Genomic DNA, 18,344 nt, shown 5'->3' on the forward strand with positions numbered 1-18,344 from the left:
CTTCCCTCCCGTCTTGCGGCGGGAGAGAAAAGGGTGTACATAAGCTTACGGATTATTAGTACTACTCGACTATGACATTACTGCCTTTACATCTATAGCCTATCAACGTGGTCATCTTCCACGATCCTTAAAAGAAATCTCATCTTGTGGTGGGTTTCGCGCTTATATGCTTTCAGCGCTTATCCCTTCCAAACGTAGCTACTCTGCGGTGCCCCTGGCGGGACAACAGATACACTAGAGGTTTGTCCAATTCGGTCCTCTCGTACTAGAATCAGATCCACTCAAATTTCTAACGCCCGCAGTAGATAGAGACCGAACTGTCTCACGACGTTCTGAACCCAGCTCGCGTGCCACTTTAATGGGCGAACAGCCCAACCCTTGGGACCTTCTCCAGCCCCAGGATGTGACGAGCCGACATCGAGGTGCCAAACCCCCCCGTCGATATGAGCTCTTGGGGGAGATCAGCCTGTTATCCCCGGCGTACCTTTTATCCTTTGAGCGATGGCCCTTCCATGCGGAACCACCGGATCACTATGCTCTACTTTCGTACCTGATCGACCTGTATGTCTCTCAGTCAAGCTCCCTTATGCCATTGCACTCTACGCACGGTTACCAAGCGTACTGAGGGAACCTTTAGAAGCCTCCGTTACTCTTTTGGAGGCGACCACCCCAGTCAAACTACCCACCAAGCAATGTCCCCCGCTTTTGCGGGGTTAGGCCTCAGATAAACAAAGGGTTGTATTTCAACAATGACTCCAAAGCGCCTGGCGACGCCCCTTCAAAGTCTCCAACCTATCCTACACATCATTTATCCAAGGTCAATACTAAGCTATAGTAAAGGTGCACAGGGTCTTTTCGTCCCACTGCGGGTAAACGGCATCTTCACCGTTACTACAATTTCACCGAGCTCATGGCTGAGACAGTGTCCAGATCGTTACACCATTCGTGCAGGTCGGAACTTACCCGACAAGGAATTTCGCTACCTTAGGACCGTTATAGTTACGGCCGCCGTTTACTGGGGCTTCAATTCAATGCTTCTCCGAAGATAACATCTCCTCTTAACCTTCCAGCACCGGGCAGGTGTCAGGCCCTATACTTCATCTTACGATTTTGCAGAGCCCTGTGTTTTTGATAAACAGTCGCCTGGACCTCTTCACTGCGGCCCCGATTGCTCGGGGCGACCTTTCTCCCGAAGTTACAGGTCTATTTTGCCTAATTCCTTAGCCATGAATCTCTCGAGCACCTTAGGATTCTCTCCTCAACTACCTGTGTCGGTTTACGGTACTGGTGCTTATTACCTGAAGTTTAGAGGTTTTTCTTGGAAGCCCTTAGGCGCACTATCTCTTTGTCCGAAGACTCCGAGTACTATCGTATTTCACCATTCTCTGCGGATTTGCCTGCAGAGAATATAGCTAGGTACTTTAACGAACTATTCCGTCAGTCCGCGGCGCTTTCATCACTCCGTCACCCCATCACAGTAATAAGCAGTACGGGAATATTAACCCGTTGGCCATCGACTGTCCCTTTCGGGTTCGCCTTAGGACCAGACTAACCCACAGCTGATTAGCATAGCTGTGGAAACCTTAGTTTTTCGGTGTGCGGGTTTCTCGCCCGCATTATCGTTACTTATGCCTACATTTTCTTTTCTGACCGGTCCAGCATACCTTACGATACACCTTCTGCCCTGTCAGAATGCTCCCCTACCACTTACAGTAAACTGTAAATCCATAGCTTCGGTAATATGCTTATGCCCGATTATTATCCATGCTCGTCCGCTCGACTAGTGAGCTGTTACGCACTCTTTAAATGAATGGCTGCTTCCAAGCCAACATCCTAGCTGTCTGGGCAGACAAACCTCGTTCTTTCAACTTAGCATATATTTGGGGACCTTAGCTGATGGTCTGGGTTCTTTCCCTCTCGGACTTGGACCTTAGCACCCAAGCCCTCACTGTTATCAATCATTATACAGCATTCGGAGTTTGTCAGGAATTGGTAGGCGGTGAAGCCCCCGCATCCAATCAGTAGCTCTACCTCTGTATAACTAAAATAACGCTGCACCTAAATGCATTTCGGGGAGTACGAGCTATTTCCGAGTTTGATTGGCCTTTCACCCCTACCCACAGGTCATCCGAAGACTTTTCAACGTCAACCGGTTCGGTCCTCCACTGTGTGTTACCACAGCTTCAACCTGCCCATGGGTAGATCACACGGTTTCGCGTCTAACACTACTGACTAAAGCGCCCTATTCAGACTCGCTTTCGCTGCGGATCCATGTCTTAAACACTTATCCTTGCCAGCAACGTTAACTCGTAGGCTCATTATGCAAAAGGCACGCCGTCACCCCACGAAAGGGCTCCGACCGCTTGTAAGCGTATGGTTTCAGGATCTATTTCACTCCGTTATTCACGGTTCTTTTCACCTTTCCCTCACGGTACTGGTTCACTATCGGTCTCTCAGGAGTATTTAGCCTTAGCGGATGGTCCCGCCAAATTCAGACAGGGTTTCACGTGCCCCGCCCTACTCAGGATACCGCTATCTATTATACTCGTTGCCCGTACGGGACTGTCACCCTCTATGGTGCCCCTTTCCAGAAGCTTCCGGTTCCTTGTACATAAAATACCGCGGTCCTACAACCCCGGCACTGCCGTAACAGCACCGGTTTGGGCTAATCCGCGTTCGCTCGCCACTACTTACGGAATCACTTTTGTTTTCTTCTCCTCCGCCTACTTAGATGTTTCAGTTCAGCGGGTTTGCCCACCTATCGGTGTGCTATGCCTTCAGCATAGCGGGTTGCCCCATTCAGGTATCTGCGGATCAGTCGGTGTGTGCCCGTCCCCGCAGCTTTTCGCAGCTTATCACGCCTTTCATCGCCTCTGAGAGCCTAGGCATCCCCCATACGCCCTTATTTTGCTTATTGTACCAGTCTTAAAATCAATTATGACCGTTTTTTTTTGTTTTTTACAATAAAATTGTAAAAAACGCTTTCTACTTTCTTATTATTTTCTTATCTCAATATGTCAATGAACTTTTGTCCTTTCGGACCTGTGGAGAATAACGGAGTCGAACCGTTGACCTCCTGCGTGCAAGGCAGGCGCTCTAGCCAGCTGAGCTAATCCCCCATTTTCTTAGTGATGAGTTATTAGTTATGAGTTATGAATTAGTTCTCATAAGGCCTCAACCCCTAAAATTTCCTTTTAATCAAGCTTACAGTCTTTTTTTATTCCGTCTTTTGTAATTTATAATTCATAATTTACAATTAACAATCTTAAAAAAGTAGTCCCGGGCAGACTCGAACTGCCGACCCCTACATTATCAGTGTAGTACTCTAACCAGCTGAGCTACGAGACTCTGTTTTACTTAATTTTCATTTCTTTTAAATTAACAGCAAGAGTAATACAATCTCCAATTCAGATACCTGCAGATAACCATCTTTTTTCCTCATCGTGCCTTTCAGCTAACAATTGAGGCTCTAGAAAGGAGGTGTTCCAGCCGCACCTTCCGGTACGGCTACCTTGTTACGACTTAGCCCTAGTTACCAGTTTTACCCTAGGCAGCTCCTTGCGGTCACCGACTTCAGGCACCCCCAGCTTCCATGGCTTGACGGGCGGTGTGTACAAGGCCCGGGAACGTATTCACCGGATCATGGCTGATATCCGATTACTAGCGATTCCAGCTTCACGGAGTCGAGTTGCAGACTCCGATCCGAACTGTGACCGGCTTTATAGATTCGCTCCTGGTCGCCCAGTGGCTGCTCTCTGTACCGGCCATTGTAGCACGTGTGTAGCCCAAGGCGTAAGGGCCGTGATGATTTGACGTCATCCCCACCTTCCTCACAGTTTGCACTGGCAGTCTTGTTAGAGTTCCCGACATGACTCGCTGGCAACTAACAACAGGGGTTGCGCTCGTTATAGGACTTAACCTGACACCTCACGGCACGAGCTGACGACAACCATGCAGCACCTTGTAAATTGTCTTGCGAAAGTTCTGTTTCCAAAACGGTCAATCTACATTTAAGCCTTGGTAAGGTTCCTCGCGTATCATCGAATTAAACCACATGCTCCACCGCTTGTGCGGGCCCCCGTCAATTCCTTTGAGTTTCATTCTTGCGAACGTACTCCCCAGGTGGGATACTTATCACTTTCGCTTAGCCACTGAAATTGCTTCCAACAGCTAGTATCCATCGTTTACGGCGTGGACTACCAGGGTATCTAATCCTGTTCGCTACCCACGCTTTCGTCCATCAGCGTCAATCCATTAGTAGTAACCTGCCTTCGCAATTGGTATTCCATGTAATCTCTAAGCATTTCACCGCTACACTACATATTCTAGTTACTTCCTAATAATTCAAGTCCAGCAGTATCAATGGCCGTTCCACCGTTGAGCGATGGGCTTTCACCACTGACTTACAAGACCGCCTACGGACCCTTTAAACCCAATGATTCCGGATAACGCTTGGATCCTCCGTATTACCGCGGCTGCTGGCACGGAGTTAGCCGATCCTTATTCTTACGATACCGTCAGGCTGATTCACGAATCAGTGTTTCTTCTCGTACAAAAGCAGTTTACAATCCATAGGACCGTCATCCTGCACGCGGCATGGCTGGATCAGGCTTGCGCCCATTGTCCAATATTCCTCACTGCTGCCTCCCGTAGGAGTCTGGTCCGTGTCTCAGTACCAGTGTGGGGGATCTCCCTCTCAGGACCCCTACCCATCGTTGCCTTGGTAAGCCGTTACCTTACCAACTAGCTAATGGGACGCATGCTCATCTTTCACCGTTGTGACTTTAATTACATCCCGATGCCGGGTCGTAATACTATGAGGTATTAATCCAAATTTCTCTGGGCTATCCCTCTGTGAAAGGCAGATTGCATACGCGTTACGCACCCGTGCGCCGGTCTCTAAATCCGAAGACTTATACCCCTCGACTTGCATGTGTTAAGCCTGCCGCTAGCGTTCATCCTGAGCCAGGATCAAACTCTTCATCGTATATTGTAATATTATACTGCGATGATTTATCTATCGGTTCTTTTCGAATCTTACGATTCTATTACTCTTATTCTTTTGTTTTAACATCTCTGTTAAAACGGCTGTCAATTCAATATGTCTACGAACGTGTCTTCTTTATCATTCCGCCTGTGTTTCAAAGCGGGTGCAAAACTAAAAATTCTTTTTGTTTCCTGCAAGAAAAAATTAAAGTTTTTTTTCGAAATTTTTAAATCTCTTTTTCTCTAATTCTTCTCTCAGTATCTCAAGGAACTTCCCGTATTGCGGGGTGCAAATGTAATATCCGTTTTCCATTCCCACAAGCTTTTTCTAATCTTTTTTGAAAATTTCTTTTCAGCTTTGATTGCTTTTTCTTGTCAGTCTTTCAGGGAACGTCTATCGTTTCTGCGGGTGCAAAAGTACTACCTTTATTTACATCTGCAAGACTTTTTTTTATATTTTTTTCATCTTTATTGAAAGTTTTTCTTAACACACTGATAACTCTCCATTTACATTATCAGCTTCTTTGAACCATTGTCAGTTTTTTCTTTGCCAGGACAGCATTTCCTCAATTTAACCCCAATTTTGCATTCCATTTTTGCAGAGTTTTTAATTTTTACTGCCCTGTGCCGGCACTTTAAGAGATTTTATATTCCTTATTTATTCTAATGTTCTTTTAAAAATATATGCCCCAGCCCTGACAGTCCCGAGGATTCAGAGAAAATCCTTCTGCTTTTTCTTTAAAAAGAAGAAGGCTGGAACGGACAGGGGGATTATGCCTCTTATTTAAAAGTAAATTCCAAATTTTAAATTCCAAATCATTGTGAGAGGCTTCGACTTCGCTCAGCCTGAGGATTTTTTTAGTCCTATATATATAACCATATAATTCAACTTATATATAATGATGCTTGCAATAGATATAAAAGTAAACTTATACATATATATTGTATGTGTTTTTGTAATCACCTATATTTGCATTCACAAAATTATAAACAATGATCAAGATTACTTTACCCGATGGGTCAATTAGAGAGTTCGCTTCAGGCGTTACTCCAATGGAGGTCGCTAAAAACATTAGCGAAGGTTTTGCAAGAAATGTGATTTCTGCATCTTTTAATGGTACAACTATTGAAACCGAAACTCCATTAACGACCGACGGTAATCTTATATTATATACTTGGAATGATACTGAAGGTAAAAAAGCTTTCTGGCATTCGACTTCGCACGTAATGGCTCAAGCTCTTGAGGAATTATACCCAGGAATTAAATTAACCCTTGGACCTGCAATTGCTAATGGATTTTATTATGATGTAGATTTTGGAGATCAGAAGATATCTGAAGCAGATTTCAAAAAGATTGAAGACCGTGTTCTTGAGATTTCGAGAGAGAAACATGATTTTAAAATGCGTCCTGTAAGCAAAGCAGAAGCTTTAGAGATCTATAAAGATAATGTTTATAAAACGGAATTGATTTCTAATCTTGAAGACGGAACTATTACTTTTTGCGACCATTCTACTTTTACAGATTTATGCCGTGGAGGCCATATTCCGAATACTGGAATTATCAAAGCTGTAAAAATTATGAGTGTGGCTGGAGCTTACTGGAGAGGAGATGAAAAGAACAAACAGCTGACTCGTGTTTACGGAACTTCTTTTCCTAAACAAAAAGATCTAACTGAATACCTTGAACTTCTTGAAGAAGCTAAGCGTCGTGATCACCGTAAATTAGGAAAGGAACTTGAATTGTTTGCTTTCTCTCAAAAAGTTGGTCAAGGTTTACCTTTATGGCTGCCAAAAGGAGCTGCATTGAGAGATCGTTTGGAGCAATTTCTAAAAAGAGCACAAAAGAAAGCAGGTTACGAGCAGGTGGTAACTCCACATATTGGTCAGAAAGAACTTTATGTAACCTCTGGACATTATGCAAAATATGGAGCAGACAGCTTTCAGCCAATCCATACTCCTGCAGAAGGTGAAGAATTTTTATTGAAACCAATGAACTGTCCTCACCACTGTGAAATTTACAATGTAAGACCTTGGTCATATAAAGATTTACCAAAGCGTTACGCTGAATTTGGTACTGTATATAGATATGAGCAATCGGGAGAATTACATGGTTTGACTCGTGTAAGAGGATTTACTCAAGATGATGCGCATATTTTCTGTACTCCAGAACAATTGGACGAAGAATTCAAAAAAGTAATAGACCTTGTACTATATGTATTTGGTTCATTAGGTTTTGAAAACTTTACTGCTCAAATTTCGTTAAGAGACCAAGAAGACAGAGAAAAATACATTGGAACAGATGAGAACTGGGAAAAAGCTGAAAACGCTATTATTAACGCAGCAAGAGACAAAGGTCTAAATACTGTTGTAGAATATGGTGAAGCTGCTTTTTACGGTCCGAAACTTGATTTCATGGTTAAGGATGCTTTAGGAAGACAATGGCAATTAGGAACAATTCAGGTAGATTACAATTTACCAGAACGTTTTGAATTAACTTACAAAGGTGCTGATAATGAATTACATCGACCAGTTATGATTCACAGAGCTCCTTTTGGATCGATGGAACGTTTTATAGCAATTCTACTAGAACATACAGCAGGAAATTTCCCACTTTGGCTAATGCCAGAACAGGCTATAATCTTGTCTTTGAGCGAGAAATACGAAAATTATGCTAAAAAAGTTTTAGATTTGCTAGAAAATCACGAAATTCGCGCCCTAATTGACAATCGAAACGAGACAATTGGCAAGAAAATCAGAGATGCAGAAATGCAGAAAATCCCTTTTATGCTAATTGTAGGTGAAGAAGAAGAGAAAAATGGTACAATCTCTATTCGTCGCCACGGGCAAGAAGGAAAAGGTAACATTACCGTTTCTATTGAAGAATTTGCTTCGATTGTAAACGAAGAAATAAAAAAGACATTAAAAGTTTTTACAGTTTAACTTAAATTATAAAGTCATAGCAATAAGAAGCAACAGAGGTTTTCAACCTCGAGTAGAAAAAAAAGACGCACACAGAATAAACAATCTTATTCGTGTTCCAGAGGTACGTCTTGTAGGTGAAAATATTGAGCCTGGCGTTTTCAAAATCGCAGAAGCGTTACGTTTAGCTGACCAATTTGAATTGGATTTAGTTGAGATCTCGCCAAACGCAGAACCGCCGGTTTGTAAAATCATGGACTACAAGAAATTTGTTTACGAGCAAAAGAAGAGGGACAAAGCATTGAAGGCTAAATCTTCTCAAGTTGTTGTAAAAGAAATTAGATTCGGTCCTCAAACTGATGAGCATGATTATGAGTTCAAAAGAAAGAACGCTGAAAAATTCTTAAAAGAAGGAGCTAAATTAAAAGCTTTCGTTTTCTTTAAAGGACGTTCTATTATTTACAAAGATCAAGGTCAGATTCTATTATTACGTCTTGCTCAAGATTTAGAAGAACATGGTAAAGTTGAAGCTATGCCTGTTTTGGAAGGAAAGAGAATGATTATGTTCATTGCTCCGAAGAAAAAGAAGTAGTTCTCAGTTTATAGTCTCAGTGTTCAGTTCTGAACTTTAAACTATAAACTTGAAACAAAAAAATAAGTAAGTAAGAATAAATTAAAACACTAGGAAAAATGCCTAAAATGAAAACAAAATCTAGCGCTAAGAAACGTTTTAAAGTTACTGGCTCTGGAAAGATTAAAAGAAAGCATGCTTTTAAAAGTCACATCTTGACTAAAAAATCTAAAAAACGTAAATTAGCTTTGACACACTCAGCGCTAGTTCACTCTACAGATATGAAAAGCATCAAACAACAATTAAGAATTATCTAATAATTCTTTAGGTTAAAAAATTATTTATATAACCTTGGAGTATGGCTTTCAAGTTCCTTTGATTCAATTCAGGACGCCTGCTACAAAAACACATTTAAAATTATGCCAAGATCGGTAAATTCAGTTGCTAAAAGAGCAAGAAGAAAAAAAATAATGAAGCAAGCCAAAGGTTTCTTTGGTAGACGTAAAAACGTTTGGACAGTTGCTAAGAACGCGGTAGAGAAAGCAATGAGCTATGCTTACCGTGACAGAAAACAGAATAAAAGAAATTTCCGTTCATTATGGATTCAACGTATCAACGCTGGAGCTAGATTAGAAGGAATGTCTTATTCTCAATTCATGGGAAAAGTTAAAGCTAACGGAATCGAATTGAACCGTAAAGTTCTTGCAGATTTAGCTATGAACCACCCAGAAGCTTTCAAAGCAATACTTAATAAAGTAAAATAAACGTTTTATAAACTCAATTTAGATTACTTACTTATCATAAAAAAACCATCCTTTAAGCGGGATGGTTTTTTGTTTTTATATAGCTGCTATAATTTTATTAGTTTATGAATTAAAATATTAGATTAAATTTACTTAAAACTATAATCTCAAATGCACAATACAATTTTAGATCATATCCAGAAGTTTGTTCCACTCGAGCCATCCGAAATTGACATACTTGAATCATGCTTAACTTTAACACAGATTAAGAAAAAGAATCTAGTTTTACAAGAAGGGCAAGTTTGCAATACTATGTATTTTATTGTAAAAGGATGCATGCGTCAGTATATTATCAATTCTAAAGGGACAGAACAAACGTTACAATTCGCCATTGAAAACTGGTGGATAACAGATTATTTAAGTTACCACAATCACATACCCTCTCATTTCTACATTCAAGCAGTTGAAACCACTGAAGTTATTGCAATTGAAAAATCAGTTTTAGAGTCATTGCTTGTGCAAATTCCGAACCTTGAAAGATACTTTCGAATTGTAGCTCAAAAAGCATTTGGCGCCGCGCAGATGAGAATTAAATTTCTATTTACAATGTCTGCAGAAGAACGATATAACCATTTTAATAATCTAAATCCAGATTTTGTACAAAGGGTTCCTCAATACATGCTTGCCTCCTATTTAGATTTTTCAGCTGAATTTATGAGTAAAATAAGAGCTGGAAAAGTGTGACCTTAATTTCTTGAAGTAGTTCAAGTTTTTAAAAGTATGCATTACTGACCTTTGTAATGAACTTTTAAAACATATAAAAATGAAACCAAGAATTGTTATCCCGAATGTTGCTCCAGACGCTTATCAAGCTTTAATGAATTTAGAGAAATATATTTCTACTACCTCACTAACTCCAGTACATAAAGAATTAATTAAGATTCGTGCATCGCAAATCAATGGCTGTGCATTTTGTATAAATATGCATACCGCTGACGCTAGAAAACATGGAATTTCTGAACAGAGAATCTACCTAATAAGTGCATGGCGTGAAGCTGATGTTTATACGGAAGAAGAAAAAGCAATTTTAGCTTTGACCGAACAGGTAACCCAAATTAGCAATCATGTTTCTGATGAAGTTTACCAAAACGCAGCACAATTTTTTGACGAAAAATATCTTGCTGAAATCATCCTTGCCATTATCACAATTAACTCTTGGAATAGACTTGCTATTACAACTGGGTTGAGAGCTGTATAATTTATAAGGATAAATTTACAAGCCTAAAACTCTGCAAAGCCCTTTGTTTAAAAGGGCTTTTTGTATTTATCTATAAATGAGAATTAAAAAAATCCTCATTTAAAAATAATTGAAAATACCGTATTTATACTCTTTTGAGATTTCTAGAAATATTTATTTTTGGCGCATGATTCCAAAAAGAGCGCAAATAATTACTTGTTTAATAACTGCTTTGGTAATGCTTACATCTTGTCGAAAGCAAAATGTCGATAGCTCAAAAAAAATAAACAGAGAAATCGAAATTAAGGAGATCATAAGTAAAGCAAATAAGTTTTACAATAATCATAATAATACTGACAGCGCTTTTTTCTACTACAACAAAGCAAGAGTTGCCTGCAATCTTAAAAAAGATCTTAAAAGTTATGTTTCTTGCATGTACTACATGGCCGAAATCCAACAAGACCATGAAGATTTTGTTGGAAGCATTAAAACAGCAATGGAAACAGTTCCGCTTTTAGATGAATTAAATAACTCTGATTATATATGGAATATATATAGTGTTTTGGGAAGGAATTATTATTACACCTATGACTATCCAACTGCAATATATTATTACTCTAAAGCTTTTACGTTAAAAACTAATAAAATAAATAAACTCGAAGCAAAAAATAATATCGCTGTTATTTACATAAAACAACAAAAGTTCGACAAAGCACTTCCTATTTTTGTTTCAATCAGTAATGAAAAAATCGTACAACAAAATCCTGAAAACTATTCTAAAATATTAGATTATATAGGTTATTGTTATTATAAACTCAAGAATTCAAAAGCATTGAATTTTTTTGAAATGAGTTTAAAAATAAAGTCTAAAGCAAATTATACAGAGGGTTTAGGCAGGACCTACTATAATCTCGCCGAATACTATCAAAATGATAAAGCCGATTTAGCAATAAAATATGCAAAATTAAGTTATAAAAACTATACACTATCGGGCAATACTGAGGACCGCTTACTTGCTTTAAAATTTATCATAGAAAATAGTTCTGATATTGATTCAAAAAAAAATGCTCTACTTTATACAAGAGTAATAGATAGTATTTTTGAAGTAAGACAAAGAGCTAAAAATCAATTTGCAAAAATCAAATATGACTCAAAAAAAGAAAAAGAGGAGAACTTAAAATTAAAAGCTCAAAAAATTAAAAATGAACTTCAAATAGTAAAACAGCAAAGCAAAAACATTGTATCATATATCATAATCGTATTAGCCTCATGCCTAATTGTTTTTCTGTACTTTTTTTTAACACTACGAAATAATCGTCAAAAAATTGAAGCAACTTATCAGAGCGAAATCAGAATTTCAAAAAAATTGCATGATGAATTAGCTAATGATATTTATCACACAATGGCATTTGTCGAAAACAGAAATCTTACTTCTCCAGAAAACAGAAATCATTTATTAAAAAAACTAGACAATATCTACTCCCGAACAAAAAATATTTCTAAAGACAATACTCCTGCCATTAGTGATCACAATTATGTAGCTTCGCTAAAAGATATGATATCAGGATTTGACACTCCAAATATTAATATTTTAGTAAATGGTCTCAATACTATTAACTGGGATAAAATTAATGAAGATAAAAAAACATCCATTTACCGAACTATACAGGAATTGTTCGTAAATATGAAAAAGCATAGTGATGCAAGTTTAGCAGCAATAACATTTAAAGTACTGGAGAATATTATAATTATCACTTACACGGATAACGGAAAAGGAATCGATAAAAATAAAATGATATTAAGAAATGGTTTGAGCAATATTGAGAATCGAATTCATGCTGTTAGAGGTGACACTGAAATTCATTCCGGTTTAGGAAAAGGTTTTAAGGTTATAATTAAAGTTCCAGTATAATGATTAAGAACTTGTTTCTATTTCGCTTTTTTCAAAAAAAACACATTATTTTTTGCTTGCTAATCTTCGGTATAATTTTGGCAACGATCTTTTATATACAGCTTTCTAAGGCAAACGATAAAGTACTACACATCAACACCGATCGTTCAGCTGCAATTAAACAAATGATGGAAAAATCTAATGCTTTTTGGTATTCAGGAAAAAATGATAGTGCCCTTTTTTATTTCAATAAAACACAATTGTTATGTTACCCAAAAGCAGATTATGCAGATTATTATGTTGGTTCATTAAACAATATGGTCGAAATTCTCCAACAAAATGGTAATTATAACGAAGCAGAAACCACACTTATAAAAGCATTCCCTTACTTAGAAAAAACTACCAATGTAAAATATGCCGTTAACGCTTATACCTTCATGGCTTACAACTATTTGTATATGTACGATTATGAAAAAGCGTTGTATTATCATAGAAAAGCATTAAAAAAAGCAATCTCAACATTTAGGAAAGCGAGAATATTGTCTGAAATTGCATTTGCATATATGCACCAGAAAAAATATCAAGAGGCGGTAAATTTATTAGAACCTATATCTAAGTGCAAGATTGCAGATAAAATCACCCCTTCAAATACAAATGCTCAACGTGCAGCTATTCTATATAATCTAGGTCTTTCTTACTTAAGACTAGGAGACCACAAAGATGAGGCATTGAAATGCTTTAACGAAAGCCTAGAATTAACCCTAAAACTCAATGACGATTATGAATTAATCGGCAACTACTACGCTTTTTACTTGTTTTATTCAAAATACCACAATCCTGTACTAAAAAAAATTAACGCCGAAAAAGCTTACTATTGTGCAAAAAGCGCAAAATCTGTAACAAATGAAATCAACATGTTAGCTTCCCTAATCGAAGCGGATAATGCTGAAAATTCAAAAAAACACTGGAAAGTTTATAGTAAAAAAATTGACAGTCTTATTGTTAGCAGAAAAAAAGCAAAAAATCAATTTGCCAATATAATATACGATTCTAAAAAAGACAAAGAAGAAAATTTAGAGCTCAAAACTCAAAAATTAGAAAATGAATTAGAGCTGCAGAGACAAAAAAACAGAAGCTTTATTTCTTACATTATCATATCTTTCTCCATTTTCATATTGCTTTTTTTAATCTTTTATATAACCTCAAAAGGCAAAAGGGAAAAAAAAGATATCATATATAAAAGTGAAATGCGAATTTCAAATAAATTACATGATGAACTTGCCATAAATGTCCACCAAACTTTATTATTCGCAGAAGATAATGATCTGGAAAATGAAGAAAATAAAGAAAAATTACTTTATCACCTGAATAACATTTACTCAAAAACACGAAACATTTCAAAAGAAAATAGTCAAATTCCAACAGATGATCGATATGTAGCAGTTTTAAAAGAAATGATTTCAGAGTATAGATCTAAAGATGTCAATATTATCCTAAATGGTTTTGATGTCGTTTCTTGGAATACAATCGAAAAAAATAGAAAAATAATACTCTATAGAATTTTACAGGAGCTTTTATTTAATATGAAAAAGCATAGCGATGCAACTTTGATAAGCATTATACTAAAAATAAATAACAAAAGCCTTACTGTAGTATGCACTGATAACAGTACTGAAATTACAACTAAAGATACAATTTTAGAAAAAAGACTACAAAATGTGGAAAACCGTATTAAAACAATAAAAGGAACTATTAATTTTGACAAAAATACAGAAAGAGGTTTTAAAATAAGTTTCACATTCCCTATATAAGATTTAAATATGTTTAAAAAAGTTTTAGTTGCCGAAGATTTAGACAGTATCAGCATCGCTGTAGTTCAAGTTCTGGAAGAATTAGAGGTTCCGGTAATTGACCATGTAAAATATTGTGATGAAGGCTTACTCAAAGTAAAAAAAGCTTTATTGGAAAAAGAGCCTTACGATCTCTTAATTACCGATTTGTCATTTAAATTAGATCATAGAAAAGCCGACTTAACAAGTGGAGACGAACTAATTGAGGCTGTAAATCATGTTCAGCCTGAATTAAAAAAAATTGTTTTTTCTATCGAAGATAAAAGCTATAGAATCAAAACTCTTTTTAATGAATTGGGTATTAATGCATACGTTTCTAAAGGACGAAACAGTATGACTGAGCTAAAGAATGCCGTTGAAAGCACATACAATAATGAGGAAAGAATACTTTCTTCTGATTTATCTTTTAGCTTTAATGATAAATCTTTGATTGAAATTGAATCATATGACATTTCGATCTTAAAACTTCTTTCACAAGGATATATTTTAGAAAGTATTTCTAAAGAATTTAAAGATTTATCTATTACTCCTAATGGAACGAGCAGTATTGAGAAGAGAATCAATAAATTAAAAATATATTTTAAAGCAAATAATAATGTGCATCTAATTGCAATAGCTAAAGATTTTGGCCTAGTATAAATTGATGAGCTTTACGGTTTTCCGTAAGGATTACAACTTTGATAGATATACATTTGTAAATAACCTACTAACCTTCTAATGAAACCAAAAAATAAAGCTATTATTTTATTTGCAAAAATTAACACAACTCAAAATAAAATTATTATGAAAACAATGCTTCTTTGCCTTTTTTTATCAATTAGTTTTGCTTTAGTTTCTGAAAAAACAGGCTGGCTGGAAATCGATTGGAAAATAATTTTTATTCCAGCTTTACTTGTTTTACAAATCATCATTATTGGTACTGCCTTAAAAAACAGATATAAAAAACACTAGTTAATTCTAAGAGAGGTATGATATTCATATTATAGGAAATATCTATATTTGATTTCATTTTTAATTGTACATGAAAAACGTTCTCAGCCTTCTCTTACTATTATTTACATTTTTATCATTTGCTCAAACCAAAGTTCTATCTTGGAATATCGAAAATTTTGGTAAGTCAAAATCCGATATTGAGCTAAATTATATTGCTAAACAAATTTCAACTTACGACATAATTGCAATTCAAGAGGTAGTCGCTGGAAATGGCGGTGCCCAAAGCGTCGCTAAACTTTCTGAACTACTAAATCAAAAAGGATTTAAATGGGATTATAGTATCAGTGATCCTACAACGAGCAGTAGTTATAAAACTGAGCGATATGCTTATATTTGGAAAACAAAAAAAGTCAAATTGAAAAATAAGCCTTGGCTCGAGAAAAAATACAACTTAGAAATTGACCGAGAACCTTATTTTGCTACCTTCGAGATTAATAAAAAAGCGATCACTCTGGTTAATTTTCATGCTATAACTAAAAAAAAACAGCCTGAAACTGAAATTAAATATTTTAAATTCTTACCAAATCAATATCCGAATTTAAACTTGGTTTTTTTAGGTGACTTCAATTGTCCCGAAAAACATACTGTTTTTAATCCGTTAAAAGGAATGGGATATTCATCGGTTTTTAAAAATCAAAAAACCACACTTAAGCAAAAATGTAAAAACAATGTCTGTCTAGCTTCTGAGTTTGACAACATATTTTACAAAGATTCCAATTTAAAGCTTATTAATTCAGGAGTTATTAAATTTTACGAAGATTATGATTCTCTACAAAATGCTAGAAGAGTTTCTGATCATATTCCGGTTTGGTTTGAATTCTCCTTAAACTAAAATTAGGTTTTAAGCTTCTTTTTTCTAGCAGCAGGAAATAATACATTATTCAAAATTAATCTGTATCCTGGAGAATTAGGATGCAAATCTAACACAGTCGGCGGATCTCCTACTTGATGTTGAAAATCTTCTGGATCATGACCTCCAAAAAAAGTAAACATTCCTTTTCCTTTTTCACCATGAATATATCTAGATTCTCCATTTAATTCGCAAGTTCCCATTATGAGAACATTAGATTTTATTAATGAAGTATCAAAAGAAGTCGTTTGTCCCATAAAACCTTTTACTAATTGCGTATGATTTTGACACAACATACTAGGAATTGGATCCCATTTTGCAGAAAATTCCATTAAAGTAAAATAATCCTTATCCATCACGATACGCCTTTTGGTAGTCATATCGATATCTGAAAATTCATAAACTTCAGGTTTTCTTTCTAAAGTAAAGTTTTTAAAAGCAAAAGAATTATTATAATTTAGTTTTGACTGGTAATTTGATTCACTTGGATCACCATCAAACATTGTTTCGCAAATATCTACTCCATCTGCTGCAAGGGCAATATCAAAACTATCCGTTGCAGAACACATTGCAAACATAAAACCACCACCAATAACAAAATCTCTAATTTTCTTGGCAACAGCACCTTTTTCTTGAGATACCTTATCATATCCTAATTTTGCGGCCAGCGCTTCAGCATCTTTTTTCTGGTCAATATACCAAGGTGTATTTTTATATGCTGCATAAAATTTTCCGTATTGGCCTGTAAAATCTTCATGATGTAAATGCAGCCAATCGTATAACAAAAGCTGGTCGCTTAATACTTCTTCGTCATAAATTGGCGTAAACGGAATTTCGGCATAAGTTAAAACCAGCGTTACAGCATCGTCCCAAGGCTGTTTTCCTTTTGGAGTGTATACTGCAATTTTTGGAGCTTTTTCTAAAATTACCGATTCCATATTTTGAGAAGGACTCGAAATTTCATTTAAAATTGAAGTTTGTTCACTATCTGAAATCACTTCAAAACTAACTCCCCTAATTTTACATTCTTTTCTAATCTCTTCTGCATCTGGCAGCAAAAAAGAACCACCACGATAATTTAAAAGCCAGCTTGCTTTATAATCTCTGCTTAAACACCAATATGTTATACCATAAGCCTTTAAGTGATTTTGCTGTGTAGTTTCGTCCATCGGAATTAAGATAAACGATGCTCGAGCACTAAATGTAATTAATAGTATAAAAATGTAGAATAAACTCCTATTCATCCGAAAATTATTTTAGTAAAGATATAAAGGAAGAATCTAAAAAAAGAATCGTGAGATTTTTTTCTGGCATAATAGAATGTTAAATATAAAAACAGGGGTAAATACCTGATTTACAATATTAAAAAAAACAGGTAAAAACACCTATAGTGTGGCAAAATATTCTATATACATTTGCTATCCCAGGTCATAAAACTAATCAATGCAAAAAAAATCAACCACCATGAAGTTTAATGATAGTAATAACCAAGAAAAGGGTATGAATATAATTCAAAAAATAGGTCTATGTGTTCTTGTCATAACAATCATATTATATTACGTCTTGTCAATTCAATTTTTGACAGCGTAATATTTTAAATTGTTAGAACAGCTAAGTCATTTTGAATGGCGTATACTACTAAGCCTGCAATATTTCGTGATTCTGTTTTGAGCAGTAAATTATTTCTGTGTCCTTCTATAGTTCTTGGACTTAAAAAAAGATGATCTGCAATTTCTGCAGTTGTTTTCTGCTGACAGATCAATTGCAGGATTTCCACTTCACGAGGAGAAAGAAAATTAGTTTCTAAACCGCCTTTTGAATTCTTAGGAGAAACTATTGTTTCTTGAATTGTTTTTAAAACGCTTTCGTTATAATAAAATCCTTTTGCAGCTACTTCATTAATAGTGTGTATTAAATCTTTTGGGGTGGTATTTTTTATTAAATAAGCAACCGCACCTACCTGAATCATATTGGCAATAAATGATTTTGTATCATAACTTGTCAGAGCAATGATCTTAATGTCTGGAAACGATTTCCTTATGATTTTTGTAGCTTCGACACCATTTAAAACTGGCATCTTTAAATCCATTATAATAATGTCGGGCTTAATTTCATTTTTATTTAACTGAGAAATAAGTTCATCTCCGTTTGAAGCTTCAAAAAGAACATCAAAATTTTCTTCTCTCTGCAATAAAAAAGAAATTCCTTTTCGAAACAAAATTTCATCATCGACTAGGGCAATTTTAATAGCAGCATTCATTTAATTTGATTTTGGTCGTTTGTTTTGGTATGCCGAATTTACGA

The 18,344-nt window shown here is 36.0% G+C and carries 13 protein-coding genes, 2 tRNA genes and 2 rRNA genes; 11 read left to right on the forward strand and 6 right to left on the reverse strand.

Annotated elements, in window-relative coordinates:
• Positions 1-35: 35 nt before the first annotated feature.
• The 4 genes from QE431_RS17585 to QE431_RS17600 form a co-directional block, all read right to left on the reverse strand.
• Positions 36-2,917 (reverse strand): 23S ribosomal RNA (locus tag QE431_RS17585).
• 128 nt (positions 2,918-3,045) lie between these two features.
• Positions 3,046-3,119, reverse strand: a tRNA-Ala gene (locus QE431_RS17590).
• Between the two features lie 155 nt (positions 3,120-3,274).
• A tRNA-Ile gene (locus QE431_RS17595) sits at positions 3,275-3,348 on the reverse strand.
• A 125-nt stretch (positions 3,349-3,473) separates the two neighbouring features.
• Positions 3,474-4,987: ribosomal RNA gene (locus QE431_RS17600) — 16S ribosomal RNA — on the reverse strand.
• Together the 16S and 23S rRNA genes with 2 tRNA genes alongside form the textbook arrangement of a ribosomal RNA operon.
• A gap of 992 nt (positions 4,988-5,979) precedes the next feature.
• Here QE431_RS17600 and thrS point away from each other — a divergent pair.
• The 11 genes from thrS (at position 5,980) to QE431_RS17655 (ending at position 16,022) form a co-directional block, all read left to right on the forward strand.
• Positions 5,980-7,926, forward strand: a complete 1,947-nt coding sequence (thrS, locus tag QE431_RS17605; RefSeq protein WP_307298490.1) for a threonine--tRNA ligase — start codon at positions 5,980-5,982, stop codon at positions 7,924-7,926.
• A gap of 16 nt (positions 7,927-7,942) precedes the next feature.
• Positions 7,943-8,497, forward strand: a complete 555-nt coding sequence (gene infC, locus QE431_RS17610; protein ID WP_373428954.1) for a translation initiation factor IF-3 — start codon at positions 7,943-7,945, stop codon at positions 8,495-8,497.
• Positions 8,498-8,595: 98 nt separating this feature from the next.
• Entirely contained in the window at positions 8,596-8,793 is a 198-nt protein-coding gene (gene rpmI / locus QE431_RS17615) for a 50S ribosomal protein L35 (protein WP_007810722.1), read from the forward strand.
• A gap of 102 nt (positions 8,794-8,895) precedes the next feature.
• On the forward strand, positions 8,896-9,240 hold the full coding sequence (rplT, locus tag QE431_RS17620) for a 50S ribosomal protein L20 (RefSeq protein WP_008464948.1): 345 nt from the start codon (positions 8,896-8,898) through the stop codon (positions 9,238-9,240).
• A gap of 150 nt (positions 9,241-9,390) precedes the next feature.
• A complete protein-coding gene (locus tag QE431_RS17625; RefSeq protein ID WP_307298547.1) occupies positions 9,391-9,963 on the forward strand; it encodes a Crp/Fnr family transcriptional regulator in 573 nt (190 codons plus the stop codon).
• A 79-nt stretch (positions 9,964-10,042) separates the two neighbouring features.
• Positions 10,043-10,477 (forward strand): carboxymuconolactone decarboxylase family protein, encoded by a 435-nt coding sequence (locus QE431_RS17630; RefSeq protein WP_281866487.1) that lies wholly within the window; start codon positions 10,043-10,045, stop codon positions 10,475-10,477.
• 109 nt (positions 10,478-10,586) lie between these two features.
• Positions 10,587-12,368 (forward strand): tetratricopeptide repeat-containing sensor histidine kinase, encoded by a 1,782-nt coding sequence (locus QE431_RS17635; protein WP_307298550.1) that lies wholly within the window; start codon positions 10,587-10,589, stop codon positions 12,366-12,368.
• A 296-nt stretch (positions 12,369-12,664) separates the two neighbouring features.
• Positions 12,665-14,158, forward strand: coding sequence for a tetratricopeptide repeat-containing sensor histidine kinase (locus QE431_RS17640; RefSeq protein WP_262712691.1), 1,494 nt, complete (start codon positions 12,665-12,667; stop codon positions 14,156-14,158).
• 9 nt (positions 14,159-14,167) lie between these two features.
• Positions 14,168-14,836, forward strand: coding sequence for a response regulator (locus tag QE431_RS17645; protein WP_134142551.1), 669 nt, complete (start codon positions 14,168-14,170; stop codon positions 14,834-14,836).
• A 144-nt stretch (positions 14,837-14,980) separates the two neighbouring features.
• Entirely contained in the window at positions 14,981-15,148 is a 168-nt protein-coding gene (locus QE431_RS17650) for a hypothetical protein (protein WP_157848514.1), read from the forward strand.
• Between the two features lie 70 nt (positions 15,149-15,218).
• Positions 15,219-16,022, forward strand: coding sequence for an endonuclease/exonuclease/phosphatase family protein (locus tag QE431_RS17655; RefSeq protein ID WP_057117824.1), 804 nt, complete (start codon positions 15,219-15,221; stop codon positions 16,020-16,022).
• Between the two features lie 2 nt (positions 16,023-16,024).
• Here QE431_RS17655 and QE431_RS17660 read toward each other — a convergent pair whose 3' ends face one another.
• Entirely contained in the window at positions 16,025-17,284 is a 1,260-nt protein-coding gene (locus tag QE431_RS17660; protein ID WP_307298554.1) for an asparagine synthetase B, read from the reverse strand.
• 350 nt (positions 17,285-17,634) lie between these two features.
• Positions 17,635-18,300: a response regulator transcription factor gene (locus tag QE431_RS17665; protein ID WP_057117822.1), complete on the reverse strand. Its 666-nt coding sequence runs from the start codon at positions 18,298-18,300 to the stop codon at positions 17,635-17,637.
• Positions 18,301-18,344: the final 44 nt, after the last annotated feature.

This window comes from Flavobacterium sp. SORGH_AS_0622, assembly GCF_030818825.1.
Lineage (GTDB): Bacteria > Bacteroidota > Bacteroidia > Flavobacteriales > Flavobacteriaceae > Flavobacterium.

Excerpts from the sequence above, each read along its gene's own strand:
- thrS (WP_307298490.1), top strand. The coding sequence starts at position 5,980 with ATGATCAAGATTACTTTACCCGATGGGTCAATTAGAGAGTTCGCTTCA.
- rpmI (WP_007810722.1), top strand. The coding sequence starts at position 8,596 with ATGCCTAAAATGAAAACAAAATCTAGCGCTAAGAAACGTTTTAAAGTT.
- rplT (WP_008464948.1), top strand. The coding sequence starts at position 8,896 with ATGCCAAGATCGGTAAATTCAGTTGCTAAAAGAGCAAGAAGAAAAAAA.
- QE431_RS17625 (WP_307298547.1), top strand. The coding sequence starts at position 9,391 with ATGCACAATACAATTTTAGATCATATCCAGAAGTTTGTTCCACTCGAG.
- QE431_RS17630 (WP_281866487.1), top strand. The coding sequence starts at position 10,043 with ATGAAACCAAGAATTGTTATCCCGAATGTTGCTCCAGACGCTTATCAA.
- QE431_RS17640 (WP_262712691.1), top strand. The coding sequence starts at position 12,665 with ATGGTCGAAATTCTCCAACAAAATGGTAATTATAACGAAGCAGAAACC.
- QE431_RS17645 (WP_134142551.1), top strand. The coding sequence starts at position 14,168 with ATGTTTAAAAAAGTTTTAGTTGCCGAAGATTTAGACAGTATCAGCATC.
- QE431_RS17650 (WP_157848514.1), top strand. The coding sequence starts at position 14,981 with ATGAAAACAATGCTTCTTTGCCTTTTTTTATCAATTAGTTTTGCTTTA.
- QE431_RS17655 (WP_057117824.1), top strand. The coding sequence starts at position 15,219 with ATGAAAAACGTTCTCAGCCTTCTCTTACTATTATTTACATTTTTATCA.
- QE431_RS17660 (WP_307298554.1), bottom strand. The coding sequence starts at position 17,284 with ATGAATAGGAGTTTATTCTACATTTTTATACTATTAATTACATTTAGT.
- QE431_RS17665 (WP_057117822.1), bottom strand. The coding sequence starts at position 18,300 with ATGAATGCTGCTATTAAAATTGCCCTAGTCGATGATGAAATTTTGTTT.